The sequence below is a fragment of the Chitinophaga sp. HK235 genome (genome assembly GCF_018255755.1).
Classification (GTDB): domain Bacteria; phylum Bacteroidota; class Bacteroidia; order Chitinophagales; family Chitinophagaceae; genus Chitinophaga.
Window position 1 is genome coordinate 6131728 of sequence record NZ_CP073766.1, and the last position, 17611, is coordinate 6149338.

Annotated in this window: 12 protein-coding genes; 5 read left to right on the forward strand and 7 right to left on the reverse strand. The window is 46.5% G+C overall.

The genetic code is table 11. The features are described from left to right. The first annotated feature begins 59 nt into the window (after nucleotides 1-59). The 4 genes from KD145_RS23275 to KD145_RS23290 all read left to right on the forward strand — a co-directional run bounded on the left by KD145_RS23275 (nucleotide 60) and on the right by KD145_RS23290 (nucleotide 6203). Complete coding sequence (locus KD145_RS23275; protein ID WP_212002065.1) at nucleotides 60-1682, forward strand: DUF1800 family protein; 1623 nt, start codon at nucleotides 60-62, stop codon at nucleotides 1680-1682. Nucleotides 1683-1700: 18 nt separating this feature from the next. Beyond that, on the forward strand, nucleotides 1701-3281 hold the full coding sequence (locus KD145_RS23280) for a DUF1501 domain-containing protein (RefSeq protein ID WP_212002067.1): 1581 nt from the start codon (nucleotides 1701-1703) through the stop codon (nucleotides 3279-3281). A gap of 10 nt (nucleotides 3282-3291) precedes the next feature. After that, complete coding sequence (locus KD145_RS23285; protein ID WP_212002069.1) at nucleotides 3292-3669, forward strand: hypothetical protein; 378 nt, start codon at nucleotides 3292-3294, stop codon at nucleotides 3667-3669. Nucleotides 3670-3752: 83 nt separating this feature from the next. Beyond that, a complete protein-coding gene (locus KD145_RS23290) occupies nucleotides 3753-6203 on the forward strand; it encodes a TonB-dependent receptor (RefSeq protein WP_374223486.1) in 2451 nt (816 codons plus the stop codon). 72 nt (nucleotides 6204-6275) lie between these two features. Here the strand turns inward: KD145_RS23290 and KD145_RS23295 are convergent, their stop codons facing one another. From KD145_RS23295 to KD145_RS23320, 7 genes are all read right to left on the reverse strand, one after another. Next, complete coding sequence (locus KD145_RS23295; RefSeq protein WP_212002077.1) at nucleotides 6276-6710, reverse strand: hypothetical protein; 435 nt, start codon at nucleotides 6708-6710, stop codon at nucleotides 6276-6278. A gap of 44 nt (nucleotides 6711-6754) precedes the next feature. Continuing rightward, on the reverse strand, nucleotides 6755-7177 hold the full coding sequence (locus KD145_RS32615) for a DUF5991 domain-containing protein (RefSeq protein ID WP_374223487.1): 423 nt from the start codon (nucleotides 7175-7177) through the stop codon (nucleotides 6755-6757). Next, nucleotides 7161-10394 (reverse strand): peptidoglycan DD-metalloendopeptidase family protein, encoded by a 3234-nt coding sequence (locus KD145_RS23300; protein ID WP_212002079.1) that lies wholly within the window; start codon nucleotides 10392-10394, stop codon nucleotides 7161-7163. The genes KD145_RS32615 and KD145_RS23300 overlap by 17 nt, the downstream gene beginning before the upstream one ends. 1 nt (nucleotide 10395) lies before the next feature. Further along, a complete protein-coding gene (locus tag KD145_RS23305; RefSeq protein WP_212002081.1) occupies nucleotides 10396-12180 on the reverse strand; it encodes a type VI secretion system Vgr family protein in 1785 nt (594 codons plus the stop codon). A gap of 48 nt (nucleotides 12181-12228) precedes the next feature. Continuing rightward, nucleotides 12229-12615 (reverse strand): type VI secretion system tube protein TssD, encoded by a 387-nt coding sequence (gene tssD / locus KD145_RS23310; RefSeq protein ID WP_113615348.1) that lies wholly within the window; start codon nucleotides 12613-12615, stop codon nucleotides 12229-12231. Nucleotides 12616-13053: 438 nt separating this feature from the next. Next, nucleotides 13054-13494 (reverse strand): DUF983 domain-containing protein, encoded by a 441-nt coding sequence (locus KD145_RS23315; RefSeq protein WP_212002083.1) that lies wholly within the window; start codon nucleotides 13492-13494, stop codon nucleotides 13054-13056. Between the two features lie 43 nt (nucleotides 13495-13537). Then, the gene (locus KD145_RS23320; protein ID WP_212002084.1) at nucleotides 13538-15316 is read right to left on the reverse strand and encodes an ABC transporter ATP-binding protein; all 1779 of its coding nucleotides are present in this window, start codon (nucleotides 15314-15316) and stop codon (nucleotides 13538-13540) included. Nucleotides 15317-15466: 150 nt separating this feature from the next. On the opposite strand from KD145_RS23320, the gene KD145_RS23325 reads away from it, so the two are divergent. Beyond that, nucleotides 15467-17593, forward strand: coding sequence for a translation factor GTPase family protein (locus KD145_RS23325; protein ID WP_212002085.1), 2127 nt, complete (start codon nucleotides 15467-15469; stop codon nucleotides 17591-17593). The last annotated feature ends 18 nt before the right edge of the window (nucleotides 17594-17611 follow it).

Here is a 17611-nt window from a genome sequence, read left to right on the forward strand (position 1 = left end):
AAATTTTTGCTAATTTGGCTGAATAATAGGCTATCTCCCTATCTCAACCATATCGCTTTATGGATCGCAGACAATTCCTGACCTTATCGCCCTCTCGTGCTGCACGTAACAGCAAAGCTGTTGTTCGTACTGCTACCGGGCTTACTCCTTATACCGGCAGTTGGGGTACCCAACAGCTGATACATCTGCTCAAACGTACCACTTTCGGTGCTTCTCCCGAAAACATCAAAGCCCTCAAAGGAATGGGTATGCAGCAGGTGGTGGATACACTCCTCACTGCGCAGGCTGATCCTGTTCCGCCGGTGAACAACTACGGTACAGACAGTACAGGCGTGGCTTCCGGCGCTACCTGGGTTAGGGCCGCTATGGGCGACGATATGCTGGAAAGAAAACGAATCGCCTCCTATAAAGCCTGGTGGGTAGGGCAGATGATAGGCCAACAGGCAAGTATACACGAAAAAATGGTGCTCTTCTGGCATAATCACTTCGTGACGGAAACGAGTATGGTCAATGATAGCCGTTTTATCTACCAGTACAATCTCACCCTTCGCCATTATGCATTGGGCAACTTTAAGGCACTCGCCAAAGCTGTGACACTGGATCCTGCTATGCTGGTGTACCTCAACGGTTACCTCAACTCCAAAGGAGCAGCCGATGAGAACTATGCCCGCGAACTACACGAGCTTTTTACCGTCGGTAAAGGTCCGGATTCTCACTATACGGAAGATGATGTAAGAGCTACAGCCCGCGTACTGACAGGCTTCCGCGTAGATCGCAGCGCCATCGTCAGCACTTTTAATACTACACAACACGATATCACCAATAAACAATTCTCCGGCTTCTATGGCAACAAGGTCATCTCCGGTAAAACCGGCCCGGATGGCGCCACTGAAGTAGACGACCTGTTGACGATTATCTTCGCACAACCGGAAGTGGCTAAATTTATCTGTCGTAAGTTGTACCGCTTCTTTGTATACTACGATATAGACCAGGCCACGGAAGATAATGTGATCCTGCCACTGGCAGAGATCTTCCGCAGCAGTGGATACGATATCAAAGTAACACTCAATGCACTGTTTACCAGTGAACATTTCTTTGATCCGCTCAATATGGCCTGCCTGATCAAAAGCCCGGTGGACTTTTGTATTGGAATGTGCCGGGAGTTTGGTATTGTTTTTCCGACTGACTACACCACGCAGTACCAACGCTGGGGTGACCTGCACAACATCATGATACTGATGCTGCAAAACCTGGGTGACCCTCCACTGGTAGCCGGCTGGGAGGCCTACTATCAGGAGCCTGCCTTCCATGAGCTGTGGATCAATACCGCCACCCTGCCAAAGCGGAATCAGTTGAGCGATGGTATGATCACCACGGGTTATAAAAATGTAAAAATAGATCCGCTGGCTTTTGCTGATAAATTGTCCAACCCCGGCGATCCGGTAGCATTGGTCAATGATTCGCTGGATATACTTTATCGTGTAGGCGTTTCCGATAATGTGAAGACTTTCCTGAAAGACACCATCCTGCTGGCCGGACAAAGTACCAACGGCTACTGGACAAGTGCCTGGAACAATTATAAATCCAATCCCGGGGATGCGGCCAACACGAAAGAAGTGACGAATCATCTGCAGGCGCTGTACAAATACATCATGAACCTTTCGGAATACCAATTATCCTGATTCCTGAAAAACCTTTCTATGAAAAGAAGAGACTTCCTCAAATATACAGCCCCTGCAGCGATACTGCCAACGATTATCAATGGCTTCTCTATCAAAGCTTTTGCAAACTCCCCTATGCTGGCAGCCCTGAATAGTGCTGCTGATAACGATCATGTGCTGGTGATGATACAGCTTACAGGAGGAAATGATGGTCTTAACATGGTCATCCCCCTGGATATTTATGGTAAATACCAGGCTGCCCGTACCAACATCGCTATTCCGGAAGGGAAAGTGCTGCGCCTGGATAACTATGTCAAATCAGGACTGCATCCCGCCATGAAAGGACTGCAGCAGCTGTACAATGATGGAAAAGTCAGTCTCATTCAGAGTGTAGGTTATCCTTCTCCCAATTTTTCCCACTTCAGGGCTACAGACATATGGCTCACTGGTTCAGATTCCAATGAGGTACTGTCTGCCGGTTGGGGAGGCCGTTATCTCGATACAAAATACCCTGGACCGCAGGACAGCTATCCTAATGCAGACAACCCCGATCCGCTGGCGATACAGATAGGCTCTATCGTTTCTCCGGCTTTCCAGGGTGCAGAAGCCAGCAGAGGGATGGCCATTACCAGCGCTACTGATTTTTATAATCTGATTGATGGGGTGATGGACCCTGTCCCGAATACCAAAGCAGGAAAAGAACTGGAATATATCCGCCTGATTGCTAAACAGACGAATAGTTATGAAAAGGCGATCAAGTCGGCTGCATCCAAAATCACCGCCCAGGGCGCTTATCCGGCCAACAACTATCTGGCAGATCAGCTGAAGATAGTAGCCCGCCTCGTCGCTGGCGGCCTCAAAACCCGCATGTATATGGTGAGCACCGGTGGCTTTGATACCCATGCGAGCCAGACAGAATCCGGAGATACTACGCTGGGTGGCCACGCCAAACTCCTCGGCGGTGTCTCCGATGCTATTAAAGCCTTTATGGACGACCTCAAAGGCTTGAAAGCCTCCCGTAGGGTGGTAGGTATGACTTTCTCTGAATTCGGCCGCCGTATCAAATCCAATTTCAGTATGGGTACAGACCATGGCGCTGCCGCACCCATGATCGTTTTCGGGGATTATGTCATGCAGGGTGTGCTGGGTAATTCCCCCGCTATCCCCGATGCTACTACAGTAGCAGATAACGTGCCCATGCAGTACGACTTCCGTTCTGTATATGCCTCTATCCTGGAACAATGGTTCTGTGTAGATCAGACCGATCTGAACAAAATACTGCAGAAAGACTACCAGCGCCTGCCATTGATCAGTGGCGTGGCCTGCGGTGTTATTACCGGCCTGCCCGATATTAATAATGATGATAAACATCTGATCACCAACAGTCCTAATCCATTCACGAACGCCACCACCATTACCTATATTACCGGTAACGGTAATACCTTGATTCAGATTTTCGATACCATGGGCCGGCTGGTAAGTGTGCCTGTCAATAAAACACATTCTCCAGGGACCTATACCATTACTTTTGATGCAGAATATCTGCCTACCGGCGTGTATTACGCCCGTTTCCAAAATGGTTCTGTTCAACAGGTGAGGCCAATGCTGAAAGTTAAGTAATGCAAAATAAATGCAGCGTTGTTGCAAATGGGTAAAGTTTATTACCTTTGCTGCTGTGTATAAAAACTACATACAAAGAGTATTAGCTATCATCCTGCTGGGGGTATTTACATTTAATACGCTCCCACGGGAATTTATACACGCATTTGCCGGTCACCATGATACTCAGGACGAGCGTTGTCCGGTCGGCGGAATAACGATTTCAGAGCCACACCGCCACTGCGAATTTCTGCAGATAGGGGTGGAGCCTTACGAGCAATATACCACAACCTTTATCGCACCGGTATGGCTGGTGATTTGGGTCTTTCATCCGAAGGACCTGCCGGAAACCAGCTATGATACTTACCGGGATCTTTCTCCCAGAGCGCCTCCATCCGGAATCGCCTGATTTCTTCTATACACTGCACTGTTACCTGGTTGTCATAACCAGCCGGTGGTATTTATTGTTTCCTTATTTCTTATTCGTCAATTATGCATTATTTGCGTGTATTTATACTCGGATTAATGGGCGCCCTGTTGTTGATACAACCATCCGCCTATGCCGGAAACCCTGAAGAGGGTACTTTCTCCAATGTGCTCACTGGTAAAGTGACAGACAAAACTACGCACACTCCCATCCCCGGTGCTACCGTGTATCTGCCAGATCTACATGTAGGGGGAGCTACCGATAACCAGGGAAATTATACCATCAAAAACCTGCCTAAAGGAAAATATATTGTGGAAGTACATTCCATGGGTTATGCCGCATATACCGAAACGGTTAATATCAACGGGAACACGACCAAAGATTTTGACCTGTCAGAAACGCTCATCGAAAAAAATGAAGTAGTGATCACTGGTGTAAATCTGGCTACTTCCGTAAAAAAAACACCTGCACCCATCAGCATTATCCGTCGGGATTACCTGGATGATAATATCTCTACCAATATCATCGATGCGATCGCTAAAGTGCCAGGTGTGAGCCAGCTTTCTACTGGTCCGGCTATCTCCAAACCATTCATCCGCGGTCTGGGTTACAACCGTGTAGTGGTGGTGGGTGATGGAGTCCGCCAGGAAGGACAGCAATGGGGCGATGAGCACGGCATCGAAATCGACGATTATAATGTCAGCAAAATTGAAGTGCTCAAAGGCCCATCTTCCCTGGTGTATGGCTCAGATGCGCTGGCCGGCGTAGTAAATATCGTTCCTCCCGCTACTTTGCCTCAGGGAAAAATAAAAGGTAATGTAGAAGCCAACTATCAGACCAACAACGGTCTGATGGCTTATCACGCTGATATTGCCGGTAATAACAACGGCTTCAGCTGGGGCGCCTATATCACACAAAAGCAAGCCCACGATTATAAAAACAAGTACGACGATTACGTATTTAACTCCCGCTTTAACAACACCAACTACGGCGCCAATATCGGTATCAATAAACAATGGGGCTTCTCCCGCCTCAGCTTTACCTCCTTTAATCAGCACCTGGGGCTGGTAGAAGGAGAGCGTAACAGTGAAGGGAAATTCCTGAAACCTGTCAATGATAACGGTACTGCGGAAGAAGTAGCTGTTACCGGCAGTGATAACAAGTCCTACAGCATGACGGTGCCCAAACAACAGATCAACCACCAGAAGCTGGTATGGGACAACAGCCTGTATCTGCACAATGGAGGCCGTATCGGGCTTACGCTGGGTTATCAATGGAACCAGCGCCGTGAATACGGAGAGGTGCTCAATCCCAATACACCCGGACTCTGGCTCAATCTGAAAACATTCAATTACGCTGCAAAATACTATCTGCCTGAAATGAACGGCTGGCAGACCAGTGTAGGCGTAAACGGTATGCAACAGAACAACGGAAACAAAGGAGAGGAATTCCTGATCCCATCATACGACCTGTTTGATTTCGGTGCTTTTGCGGTGACCAGCAAAACATTTAAGAAGCTCACCTTGAGCGGCGGCCTGCGTTTTGATACCCGTTCCCTGCATTCCCAGGCGCTGTTTCTGGATGCGAACGGGAAACCGGCACCAACCGGTGAAACCAAATTTGAGAAGTTCAACCGTAACTTTTCCAATGTGTCCGGAAGTGTGGGCCTCAGCTATGAAGCCAGCGACCACGTGGTGTTGAAGTTAAATGCAGCCCGTGGTTTCCGTGCACCTAACATTGCAGAACTGTCTGCTAATGGTGTGCATGAAGGAACTATTAAATACGAATATGGAAACCAGGACCTGAAGCCGGAAGTAAGCACACAGGTGGATGCGGGTGTAGATTTTAACACTCAGCACGTATCCCTTACCGCCAGCTTGTTTTACAGTCACATCAATAATTTTATTTTCTCCCGCAAACTGTTCAATGTTGCCGGTACAGACTCCATCCCTGTGGAGAACAACGCCCAAGGCTTTGCAGCCTTTAAATACCAGCAGGCAAATGCAAACCTGTATGGTGGTGAGCTGATGCTGGACATCCACCCGCATCCGATAGACTGGTTGCACTTCGAAAATACGTTCTCTTATGTGAGAGGTACTGCTTCCAATGCTACCGATTCTACTAAAAATCTGCCTAATATCCCCGCTGCCAGATGGTTGTCTGAGTTGAAAGGCAAATTCAAAAAGGTAGGAGGCCCGCTGCGTAACGCTTATATCGGAGTACAGATGGATATGAATTTCGCACAGAATAATGTTTTTGCTGCCTACGAAACAGAAACATCCACCAAAGGGTATACATTGTTCAATGCCGGACTGGGATCAGAGTTTGTCAACAAACATGATAAAACACTGTTCTCGCTGCATTTTGCTGTGAATAACTTCACGGATGTGGCATATCAGAACCACCTGAGCAGGTTGAAATATGCTCCTGTTAATGAATTAACAGGTCGTCAGGGAGTGTTCAACGTCGGTCGTAATTTTAGTGTTAAACTGGCAATTCCTATTGATTTCAAATAGGCTTTTTGTCCGGATTATTTCAGTCATAGCAGGCTGGCCATATTTATGGCCAGCCTTTTTTTATATCATCGGTTAAACACGGGTAGTGTCCCGTGTTTTGGTGTAAGTGGCTTTGTTGTCTTTGATCCTGAAGCGGAATGCATCCTGCCGGATATTGAAAGTGATGACAGTGTCTTTCCCATTGATCGTGAGATAAGGTGTAGGCAACACTTTTTCTGTGGTATCGAAAGCCCGGATATAATTGATCAGCCGTTTTTCATTTTGTTGAATGCTGATGGTCTGAAGCGCTTCAGGTGCATTGACAAATGATACGGTAATGCCCGATAAAGCAAAGGTAGCATTACTGCTGTCAGGATGCCCGCTACTCAGTTTGAAGGCTGTCGGCTTTGCCACCCTGGATGACACAATACCTTTACTGTTGCTCTGCTGGCTGCCAGCCTCAGTAGCAGGGTTACAGGCTACAAAGGATAGTATAGAAAAAGATATGAGGATAATAGCTTTGTTCACGGTACACGGTTTATTTCGGTATAAAGCTATAGAATTTTTTGTCTTCATGGGGTACGTTTTAATACATAGGCTTTGCTGGTATCCTCCAGGATTGCACTGGAAATAATATAATACTGATCAGCCTTTTTGAAGATTTTGAATAAGGGGACCGAGCATTCATGATAGCTTACAAAGCCATCAGTGTCGTAACAGAAATAGCCCATAAGGGTGTCCTTATTTGCCTTTATATAACATTTGTCACTAAAAGCATATTGTATCCCATTAGCTGTAAACAGGCAACTGTCCCTGGTTATGTTGATTTTGTAATCGGTGCCCACCTCAATACCTCCTCTGATTTCATCGGTCATAACGCTGAACTTGTATATCCCAGACCACCTTGAGAGGTTACTTGATTGTGCGATACTATTACAGCCTGTCAGAAAAATGAAGAAATACAAAACTGTGATAATTTTAAATCGCATTTGCATTTTGTTGATTTTTTTGAGGATTAGTAATTGCTATTTGGTCAAGCTCTTTTATAACTTGTATGGGGTCCAGTCTTCCATCGAACCCTCTACCTACACTGCTTTTGGTTCGGATTTCAAAATGCAGGTGCTCCTGATTGGCTTCTACATTGTTTGCATTTCCGGTTTTTCCAGTATAGCCGATGGTGGTTCCTGCAGTTACATTATCCCCTGTATTATATTTTGATTGGTTTTGTAAGTGAGCATAGAAGAAGTAGTAGTTTGAATTGCTATAGTCCCCATTTAGTATTACAACATATCCATATGATGCAGAGTAATAGGATGCTGTTATGATGCCGTTTACACAGGCGTAAACAGGCGATCCCTGTCTGGCATAAAAATCCAGTCCCTGGTGCTTACCACTCTTACGATTTGCAATTATCCCAAATCTGCTACGATCGGGATCCCAGCAATTATACCAGCCTCTCAATTGTATGTTGTCAATGGGATGATGCCAGTGCTGATCAGAAGATGACTTAGTATCAATGCTCAAAGGACAGTTATGTTCGCAACTATTTTTATGGCTGAGTCCTTCAGTATATTTTTTGTGAATGATTATACTGACTTCTTTTTTAGTGATAGTAAAATCATGATTTGAATCGAGCCCTTTGTTTTTCTCGTACCATTGATCATGCAGTTCGAAGTCCTTTTGTTTACTGAATACTATATAATCCTCATGCTTTCCTGTACCTTCTGGTTTCAGGATTGTCATATAGAAATCTTCCAGTGTATTTAATCTTCCTTTAAAATGCAATAAGTATTGATAAACATAATCCAGTTGATCTTCTGCTGTCATCATGGTTAGTTGTTTTTTGGATATAGTTGATTTGAATCTTTGGTTAATATCCCTAATCGCCGTTCCAGTAAACTGCACCAATCCTACCGCATGATTACTCAGTTGTTTATCCGTAATGACTTCAGGTGCAGGCGTATTCGCCGGCCGGTATCCGCTGAGCAGATGAGGAAGGAAGGAACCACCGGTTTCAAAGGCCATACAGGTCATCAGGTGATTGGGATCGGCTTGAAGTTTTTGGGCAATGTTGATTACCTTTTTCCTGAAAGCACAGCTTACATGATTACCCCAGACAAGAGATTCACAAGACTGCTGGTGACGTATGCGTACCCGTTCTATGACTGTGCTGGCACTGGCTTTCAGTGGGTCCTTCAGTTTTATGCATTCGGCGGGGTATACCAGAATTTTTGGGGTGTATACAGCATTAAATCCCGGCAGTTTTATCAATGCGTAGATCAGCGAGTAATGCTGAAGGGTGTTGAGTGGCACTTTCAGGAAAACGGTTCCTTTTTTATCTACGGTGCACTGACAGTGGTGTAAAACGGTATGTTGAGTAAGCTGTGGCTGCAATGCTGTAATGGGATATAGGGTAAGGGGACGTTGCAGGTGGTGGGGGCTCTGCAGGCGCAATAAGGTGATGTCGAGGACAGTATTGTTAAGATTGATGGCATATATTTTTAAAGCTATTTCCCGATGATGATCTGTTACAAAATAAGTGCGCTGCTCTTGCATATCGGTGAAATAGGCTTTCACGATCTGTTGTTTTTCAGTGATCAGCAGGTGTTCGGTATGGTTACCTGGAAAGGTACGGTCACTATGCAAAAGAGGAAAGGTGGTTGTTTTAATCTGAAAGTAGAGGTGTGCTTCCCGGCCGTTCCATGTCTGAGGAATCTTTTGTTGGAAGGTTTTATTGGTGTTCAGTTGGTAATATACTTTTTTGCTGGCGGGCAGCTGTAGTGTCTCTGCTAAAATAAGGGTCGTTCGTAAGGTCTGTCTGGCATATATTTCCAGCTGTACCTTTTGCGTTTCCAGACCGGTATGTTCAAAGTAGAGGCCGATTTCCTGGTTGTAACCAGCCTGACGGATCACCTGTCCGTCTGCATCGATCCACTTGCCGCTATGTACCATAGCTGTTTGTACGGTGAACTGAAGTTTAGCTTCCTGGTGTATGTCGTACAGATAGGCATATAGTGTATAATTCCCACTCAGTGTAAAATGATGACGGAAGGCCTGTACACCTTGACAGTGGGTGTTTTCCGGACCTTCCAGTTTCCAGTGCAGCTTATTTTTCTCAGGAAGGCTCATCTCCGGAAATACCATCCGCTGAATATGAAAGGTGATAGTGGAACCGGTGATGGTAGGCTGATCGGTATGGATAGATTGAATCAGGTTTTGACAGACTGTAATAGACAGCTGCCAGGTTTGTTGCGGAGTGATAGCTTGTATCACATAACTGCCGGGCTGTACAAAGGTCTGTTGAATACTGTTCGAGGATGTTGTTGCAAGGGGGCTGGTGTTGCCTTTTTCATCTGTTTGCACCCAGTTAACAGGATGGTCAGTTTGGCTGGTATGAAGGGTGAAGGTGACGGTTTCTCCTGGCCTGCAATGCGTATGCGTGCTGCTAAGGCCGGATGGTACTACTTCAATCATTTTGGATAACATCGTTTCAGATGTTGCTCCACTAAACACCCGCAGGGTAAACTGACCATGCAGCTGGAAGTGATGCGTAAAACGGATGTCTCCATGCAACATATTTTCCTGATTGCCTTGTTCATCTTCCAGCACCCAATACAGGAAGCTGATTTCTTCTGGTGTAGGCGGCAGGGCAAATTGTACTTCCCAGGAGGCTTCTGTTGTTACGGTATCCGGACCGGCAAGGCATATAATTGTATTGGAACGGATACCTGGTGTTGTTTCCGAAAGATCAGGTGATGATGCCGGAGATATTGTGGTGGTATTAGCTGACGATGGAAAGTTGCCTGTCTCAAACGGGCTATGATGGCTGCTGTCGCCGGGTAGCTGTCCATGTGTCAGAATACGTATTTGCCCTCCTTTAACGATACAGGTGGCAGTTGCATTGTCGGGCAGGGGATAGGCTCCGTTGGCCAGTTGTATACGTCGCTGGGAGACAGGAATATGCCATAATAGCGCAGCCGTACAAGGTACCGGTGGACTGGTGGCCAGACAACCGCCAAAATTCAGGGCACGCTGATCATTTTCATGACTGGTCACTATCAGCCGGGAAGTCCCGATGCCGTGAATATAATATCGCTGATGTGAAATGACTTTAACCGGTATGGGCGCTGCTGCTTTGTCGCAGCTACAGAGGGCGCCTTCGCAAACCAGGTGCCGGGCCGGGGTTGTGGGGGTAACAGACTGCATTGTCATATCAGGAAAGTTTTATTTTTTCCACACTGTTAATAGCAATTGTTCCCGACGATACTAGTGTCAGGTCTTCCTTGATACTGTTGAGCAGGATGCTTTCTGCCTGTTCTTCCAGTCTGCGGGAGGTGCGCGTAAAACTTTCCTGTGCCTGTTGTATGATGTGGGTAGACAGTATAGTCGTATGGTTGCCCGCATAGAGACTAAAGTTTTCTCCGGCTCCCTGGGTGATGTTTTCACCGGCATGAAGATCGAGCTGTTCGCTGGCTTCTATGCTGATCTGCCGTGCTTTGAGATGCAAATGTCCGGGGGAAGAGATCGTGATATTACCATGGTGAGTATCCAACTGAATAATATTGCCGTTGTGATCGTGTATCTGCAGTTGTTCCGCTCCTTGGCTGTCATCCATCTGTATGGTATGCCCGCTACGCGTTTTGATAATTTTGATATTGTTGTCGGTATCACTGAATTTCGTATTGGCTTTACCGTTATAAGCTGTCCCGGTGGCAAACGGAAGTTCCGGATCACCTCCTTCAAAGTCGATCCATACTTCTTCTCCCTTTTCGGGTATAAAGTAAAAACCTTTGCCGGCACCACTATGCGGGGTTATCAGCCGTATCCAGGGAGAGCTACCCTGCTGCTGCCAGTGATAACGGATACGGATGCGTCCCATTCCTTCCGGGTCATGGTTATCGGTTACAATGGCACTCTGTGCTTCGCAGGAGGGAGGAATACCATCATAACCGGATGGAATACAGCAGTCGCTGGGGGTGCTGGTAAACTGATTATAATACGCACCATCTCCCTGGCAGTGATGGATAAGATGGGTGATGGTGAAAGTTCCCTCCAGGTCCTGGGTTGGAATAGACTCTGCTGCTTGGATAATGTCACCGATACGGATACCTGGGTTTTCACTGCAGCCAGTTAGCTGTACACTGGTCGCCAGCTGTCTTTTTTCGTGTAGCTTTGACTGTGTTAACAGATCTGTCATGGGGCTTGTACGCTTTTCTGTGCCGGACTGCTGATAAAGCTGCTGGCTGGCTTGTCGTGTAATAGCTGTTAAGGGGTGGATACCGGCATTGCGGGCAACAGGTACATCGTGACTAATGCTGCTACCCTGATGGTAATCATAACTGGTGAAGCGGCGGTTGTTCGAAACCAGTTGTAGCCTGATATCAAAGTTGACCAGTTCGGCCGGATGTTGCAAGATGATTTTAGCTGGAGCATAGGAACCGAAAACCATCTGCTGGCCATTATAGAAGAACCATTCACCGAAACGTGCTGCCAGCCGTTGCAGAAAAACAAAATTACTTTCCTTGTACTGCACCAGATAAGGATGGGGTGCCGTATTACCGGGTGCTATCTGTGAATGGCTATAAGATGTCAGTGGTTTTAAACAGTACCGGGCGATGTCGGCCAGTGTCTGGGCTTCATATACCTGTAACTGCGGCTCTCCATCGAGTACGATGCCCGGGTCTGTTCCTTTCAGTACACAGAAACCCTGTGAAGTATCTCCTTCTTTACCAGTATGGATCGCAGTGATCAGCCCTTTGAAATGCAGGGCTTTTAGATGAGGTAAAGTATCCACAGGGGCAATATGAATGCAGATCTCTTTGCCCAGCAGATCTTTCCCGCTGCCGGGAATATCATCTGACTGAACAACCAGCCATTCCTGGTTAATATATAATTCAAACGTATGATGTCCGTCTATACGCTGATCGATGGTCAGCTCCCGGAAGTGGAAAAAAAATTTCCCGTCAATAGATATCCTGGTTAATGTATTTAAGGGCATAAACAATAAAATTTATTGGGTTAACAGTGAAGTATATACGAATACTGCTTATGGCCACGGATTCCGGTATACAGATTGGTTCAGCAACAGCTCACGGGCTGAAAGCTTCATCTTCACCTGCATGGGATGTGCTCCGCTGGCATTAAAATATTCAGTGTACCTGACGCAATACGCATCGGAGAACCGTAATTCTTTCATCCGCGACAAGGCATCCCGCCGTAAAAAAGTAATAACACCGCTTTTAGTGCTGGTATTGGAAATCATCCAGTCAAAAAGCCGGGTGCTTCCGTTAGACTCGATAATAATGATAACGGTTCCCCCGCGGGGTTTGTGGGAGGGCTTGCCGCTATGGTCTGTAGGCTGTGAAAAGGTAAAATGACATTCCAGTACATTCATTTCTTCCCCTTCCAGCAGCATGGTTGCTTTAAAAGACATATAGTTGCTGGTTTATTTGTTAATAAACAACAAGTATATAAGATGAAGGCTGGTGGAGGATTGGATATGGTTTTTTGAGTGAATCGAAGCAGCTGTGTTAACAAAGTTTCATCGCAAAAAACTGATGGCCGCTGCTTATCCTGAAGGTACAAATATTCTCTTTACAAGATTAATTTCACCTATGTTTTTTTTCAACTCATGGTTAAAGATTTGCCATTTATATAATTTTGTGTTTGGAATCTTAGTGGAATTCGTAGCTTCGTCCTGCTTTTAGATAGTGTGATTGATTGTCCTGCCCGAATGGCTAAGCAGTTTTCCCTCTTTATTTATTATTGGTTTTGCAGAGTAAAATTTTTCTGACCACCATTGGTTCAGATTTTGGTTGAAAAAGAAAGGGGCTGTTTTTACAGCCCCATACTATTTTCAACAATATTCATTTTAGTTTTTCTCCGGATGATGATGCACCTGTGCTGGCAGGGAAGCTGTATCCTCATCATAATAAACAAAGAAGTACAGGTAAATAACCCTTGAGATGCGCATCAGCCATGGCTGTATCAATACCAGTAAAACTCCGTTTACACCCAACCATATAAATATACTATTGTCTCTCCAGCTGATGCCAAAAAAAACGGCGTACCAGATAAGATTAAATACACTGAATGCTACGGAAAGCGCATAACTCACATAGCCCGTCCCAAACCAGAATCCTGTTTCCAACTCAAACTTCTGACCACATACCGGACAATTGTCGTACATGTTGAAGATCTTCGAAAACTTGACATGAAAAGGATTCTTGTCTTTGTACATATCTCCTCTCCGGCATTTGGGACATTTCATCGTTAACAGGCTGACGAAATAATTTGGGCGTTTGTGTTCCATAATTTTTACACTGATTCGGTGCAAAAATAAGTTTTTTAATTCACTAGACTGTTTCCAGCTTGCGCTCGCCTATTTGCTGACGCCACATGGCATAATACAAGCCTTTCTCTTCCAGCAATTCCTCATGTCTGCCCGTTTCCACAATACGGCCTTTTTCCAGCACATAGATACGGTCGGCGTGCATAATGGTGCTCAACCGGTGTGCAATCATCACCGTAATATGTTGTTTGCTGGCAGTCACCTGCCTTACTGTTTTGGTGATCTCTTCTTCTGTGATGGAATCCAGTGCTGAAGTGGCTTCATCAAATACCAGCAGCCTTGGCTTACGCAGCAATGCCCTGGCTATGGACAGCCGCTGTTTTTCCCCTCCGGAGATTTTAATACCTCCTTCACCGATAACAGTCTCCAGCCCTTTGTCGGCCCTTGCCAGCAAAGAATAACAGGATGCTTTGTTCAACGCCTCCATGACCTCCGCATCGGAAGCTCCCGGATTCACAAACAGCAGATTTTCCCGGATAGTGCCGGCAAACAGCTGCGTGTCCTGCGTTACAAAACCTACCTGGTGCCGCAGGTCTTCCATATCCGCTTCGTTGGCGTCTACACCATTGTAGAGGATATGCCCTTCATTAGGTTTGTAAAGACCAACCAGCAGTTTTACCAGCGTGGTTTTACCGGAACCGGAAGGCCCTACAAAGGCTATGGTCTCGCCCACACTCACTGCGAAGTTCACCTGGTCCAGCGCTTTGGTGGCCGCTGTCAGATGTTTGAAACCTACATGGCGGAAAGTGAGCTCGTCAATGTGGTTGATTCTTATCGGGTGGGCCGGTGTCTCTTCTACCGGTGTGCTCAGAATGCTCTGGAAATTCAGCAGCGATACCTGTGCCTCCCTGTAGTTCAGGATAATATTGCCCAATTCCTGTAAAGGGCCGAAAATAAAGAAGGAATACAGCTGTAACGTCATCAGCTGGCCAATGCTCACATAATCACGATAGATGTAAAACAACAGCAGAAACAGAATACTCTGCCGCATCAGGTTCACAAAGGTGCCCTGTACAAAGCTGATACTGCGGATACTGCGTACTTTCTTCAGTTCCAGCATCAATATCTTGATAGTAGTGGAATTCAGCCTTCTGATCTCCTGCTGGGTAAGGCCAAGACTCTTTACCAGCTCTATATTCCGCAGTGATTCGGTAGTGGAACCGGCCAGCGCTGTGGTTTCCTTTACGATCGTTTTCTGGATCACCTTTATTTTCCGGCTGAGTAAACTCATGAGTACGGTCAGCAATATACAGCCTGTCAGATATACCAGTGGCAGGGTCCAGTGTACCGTGGCTGCATATATCATCACAAACACCACTCCGATCATGGAAACAAACAATACGTTTACAAAGGAAGTGATGAACTTTTCGCAGTCTGTCCGCACCTTCTGAAGAATAGCTAGCGTTTCACCGCTGCGCTGATCTTCAAACTGCTGATAAGGCAGCCTTAAGGAATGTTTTAACCCGTCGGTATACACCTGTGCGCCAAATTTCTGCACAATTACGTTTACGGCATAATCCTGGAATGCCTTGGCAATCCTGGATACCATCGCCACCCCGATAGCAGCGCCAACGAGCAGCAATACGCCTGTCAGATATTGTCCCTCCGGCCTGAATATAGTGCCTCCTTTTACGGTACTATGCGGATGTGAAGCAAACCGGTCAATTATCCAACCAAAAATCATCGGGTCCAGCAAAGAAAAAAGCTGGTTAATACTCGCTAATACCATCGCCAATACGACGAGCCATTTATATCTCTTTAAATAATGCAGCAATAATTTCATATATCGATTTTTCTCGGAGCACAAAGTTACTGTATGTTGTAACATATTATGGGTAATGTTAAGGTCATTTTTTGACTAAAAATCGTTAACTTAATAGTAGTTCTTTGTTAGGCAAAGGTGATAATCGATTACCTGATTAAATCTCCACATATGAAGACGTATGATGAAAAACATATCAAAAACATCGTACTGTTGGGCGCACCCAAAAGCGGCAAAACTACCCTCTCTGAAACCATGTTGTTTGAAGCCGGCATCATCAACAAGCGCGGAACAGTAGAAGAGAAAAACACTATCTCGGACTACCACGAAATAGAACACGAGCGCGGTAACTCTGTCTATGCCACTGCATTGCACACCGAATGGAAAGACTACAAAATCAACATCATTGATACCCCTGGCCTGGAAGATTTTATAGGAGAAGTGATCTCCGCCATCCGCGTGTGTGATACCGCTGTCCTCCTGCTTAACGCTCAGTACGGCGTAGAGGTAGGCACAGAACTGATCTGGGATTATGTAGACAAATACCGAAAGCCTACCATCCTGGCGGTCAACCAGCTCGATACCGAACAGGCAAACTTCAATAAAACAGTCGAAGACGCCACCCGCATCCTCGGTAATGCAGTCACTATCATGCAGTACCCCGTCAATCAGGGACACGGCTTCAACGCCATTATTGACCTGCTCAAAATGACCCTTTACCGCTTCCCGGAAGATGGTGGCAAACCCGAAAAGCTCCCTATCCCCGATAGCGAAAAGGAAAGAGCCGAAGCCCTGCACAATGCCCTCGTGGAAAAAGCAGCGGAAAATGATGATACCCTCATGGAACAATACTTTGAAAAAGGTAGCCTCGACGAAGACGAGCTGCGGCAAGGTATCAAAATAGGGATGCTCAGACATCAGATTTTCCCGGTATTCTGCCTCTCTGCAAAAAATGATATGGGCAGCGGACGCCTCATGGGCTTCATCGACAATGTAGCCCCCTCCGCGTCCGAAATGTCGCCGGAAATCACCATCGATGGTAAAGAGATTCCCTGCGACCCCGCCGGCCCTCCCTGCCTCTTTGTTTTCAAAACCCTGCAGGAACCACATATCGGCCGCCTCTCCTTCTTTAAAGTGGTCTCCGGGGAAATAAAACCAGGCATGGAGCTGGTCAATGAAGAGGCAAACACCACCGAGCGTATCAGCCAGCTGTTTATCGCCGACGGAAAAAACCGCAACAACGTTGAGTCCCTCAAAGCCGGCGACATAGGCTGTACCCTCAAACTGAAAAATACCTTCACCAACCAGACCCTCTCCGAGAAAAACCTGGCTGCACAGATAGACCCGATACAGTTCCCCACCCCTAAAGTACGCGTGGCCATCGAAGCCAAAAACAAAAGCGACGATGAAAAAATGAGCGAAGTACTCGCCGAAATCCACATGGAAGATCCCACCCTGCTGGTGGAATTCAACCGGGAACTGAAACAGGTGATCCTGCACGGTCAGGGAGATTTACACCTGCTGGTCACCAAATGGCGACTGGAAAATATCTACAAAATGCAGGTAGCCTATCTGCCCGCCAAAATACCCTATCGCGAAACAATCCGTAAACCGGCACTGGCGTCTTATCGCCATAAAAAACAGTCCGGCGGCGCCGGCCAGTTCGGGGAAGTGTACATGAAAATAGAACCCTGGTATGAAGGAATGCCCCCGCTGAAGGAATATCCCGTCAGGGAAACCGAAGAAGTACCACTACAGTGGGGCGGTAAACTGGTGTTCAACAACTGCATCGTAGGCGGTGCAATAGATAACCGCTTCCTGCCTTCCATCCTCAAAGGAGTGATGGAAAAAATGCAGGAAGGACCACTTACGGGTTCCTATGTGCGTGATATAAGGGTGAGTGTCTATGATGGAAAAATGCACCCGGTAGACAGCAACGATATCTCTTTTAAGATCGCCGGCATGATGGCCTTCAGGGAAGCCTTCCACCAGGCTGCTCCCCAGCTGCTGGAACCCGTATTCGACATCGAAGCCACCGCTCCCGATGCCATGATGGGCGATATTATGAGTGAACTGCAAAGCCGTAGAAGCGTAATAACGGGAATGGATACACTGAACGGCTACCAGGTCATCAAAGCCCGCACACCACAGGCTGAGCTGGACAAGCTGTTTGCCGCCCTGCGCAACGTTACCCAGGGAAAGGCCAAGGTCCATTCTTCCTTCGCGGAATATGCACCCGTTCCGCCTGAAATACAGAAAAAACTGAGCGAAGAATACCAGAAGGAAGAAGTCGTTTAACTCATAATTTAGAAATTT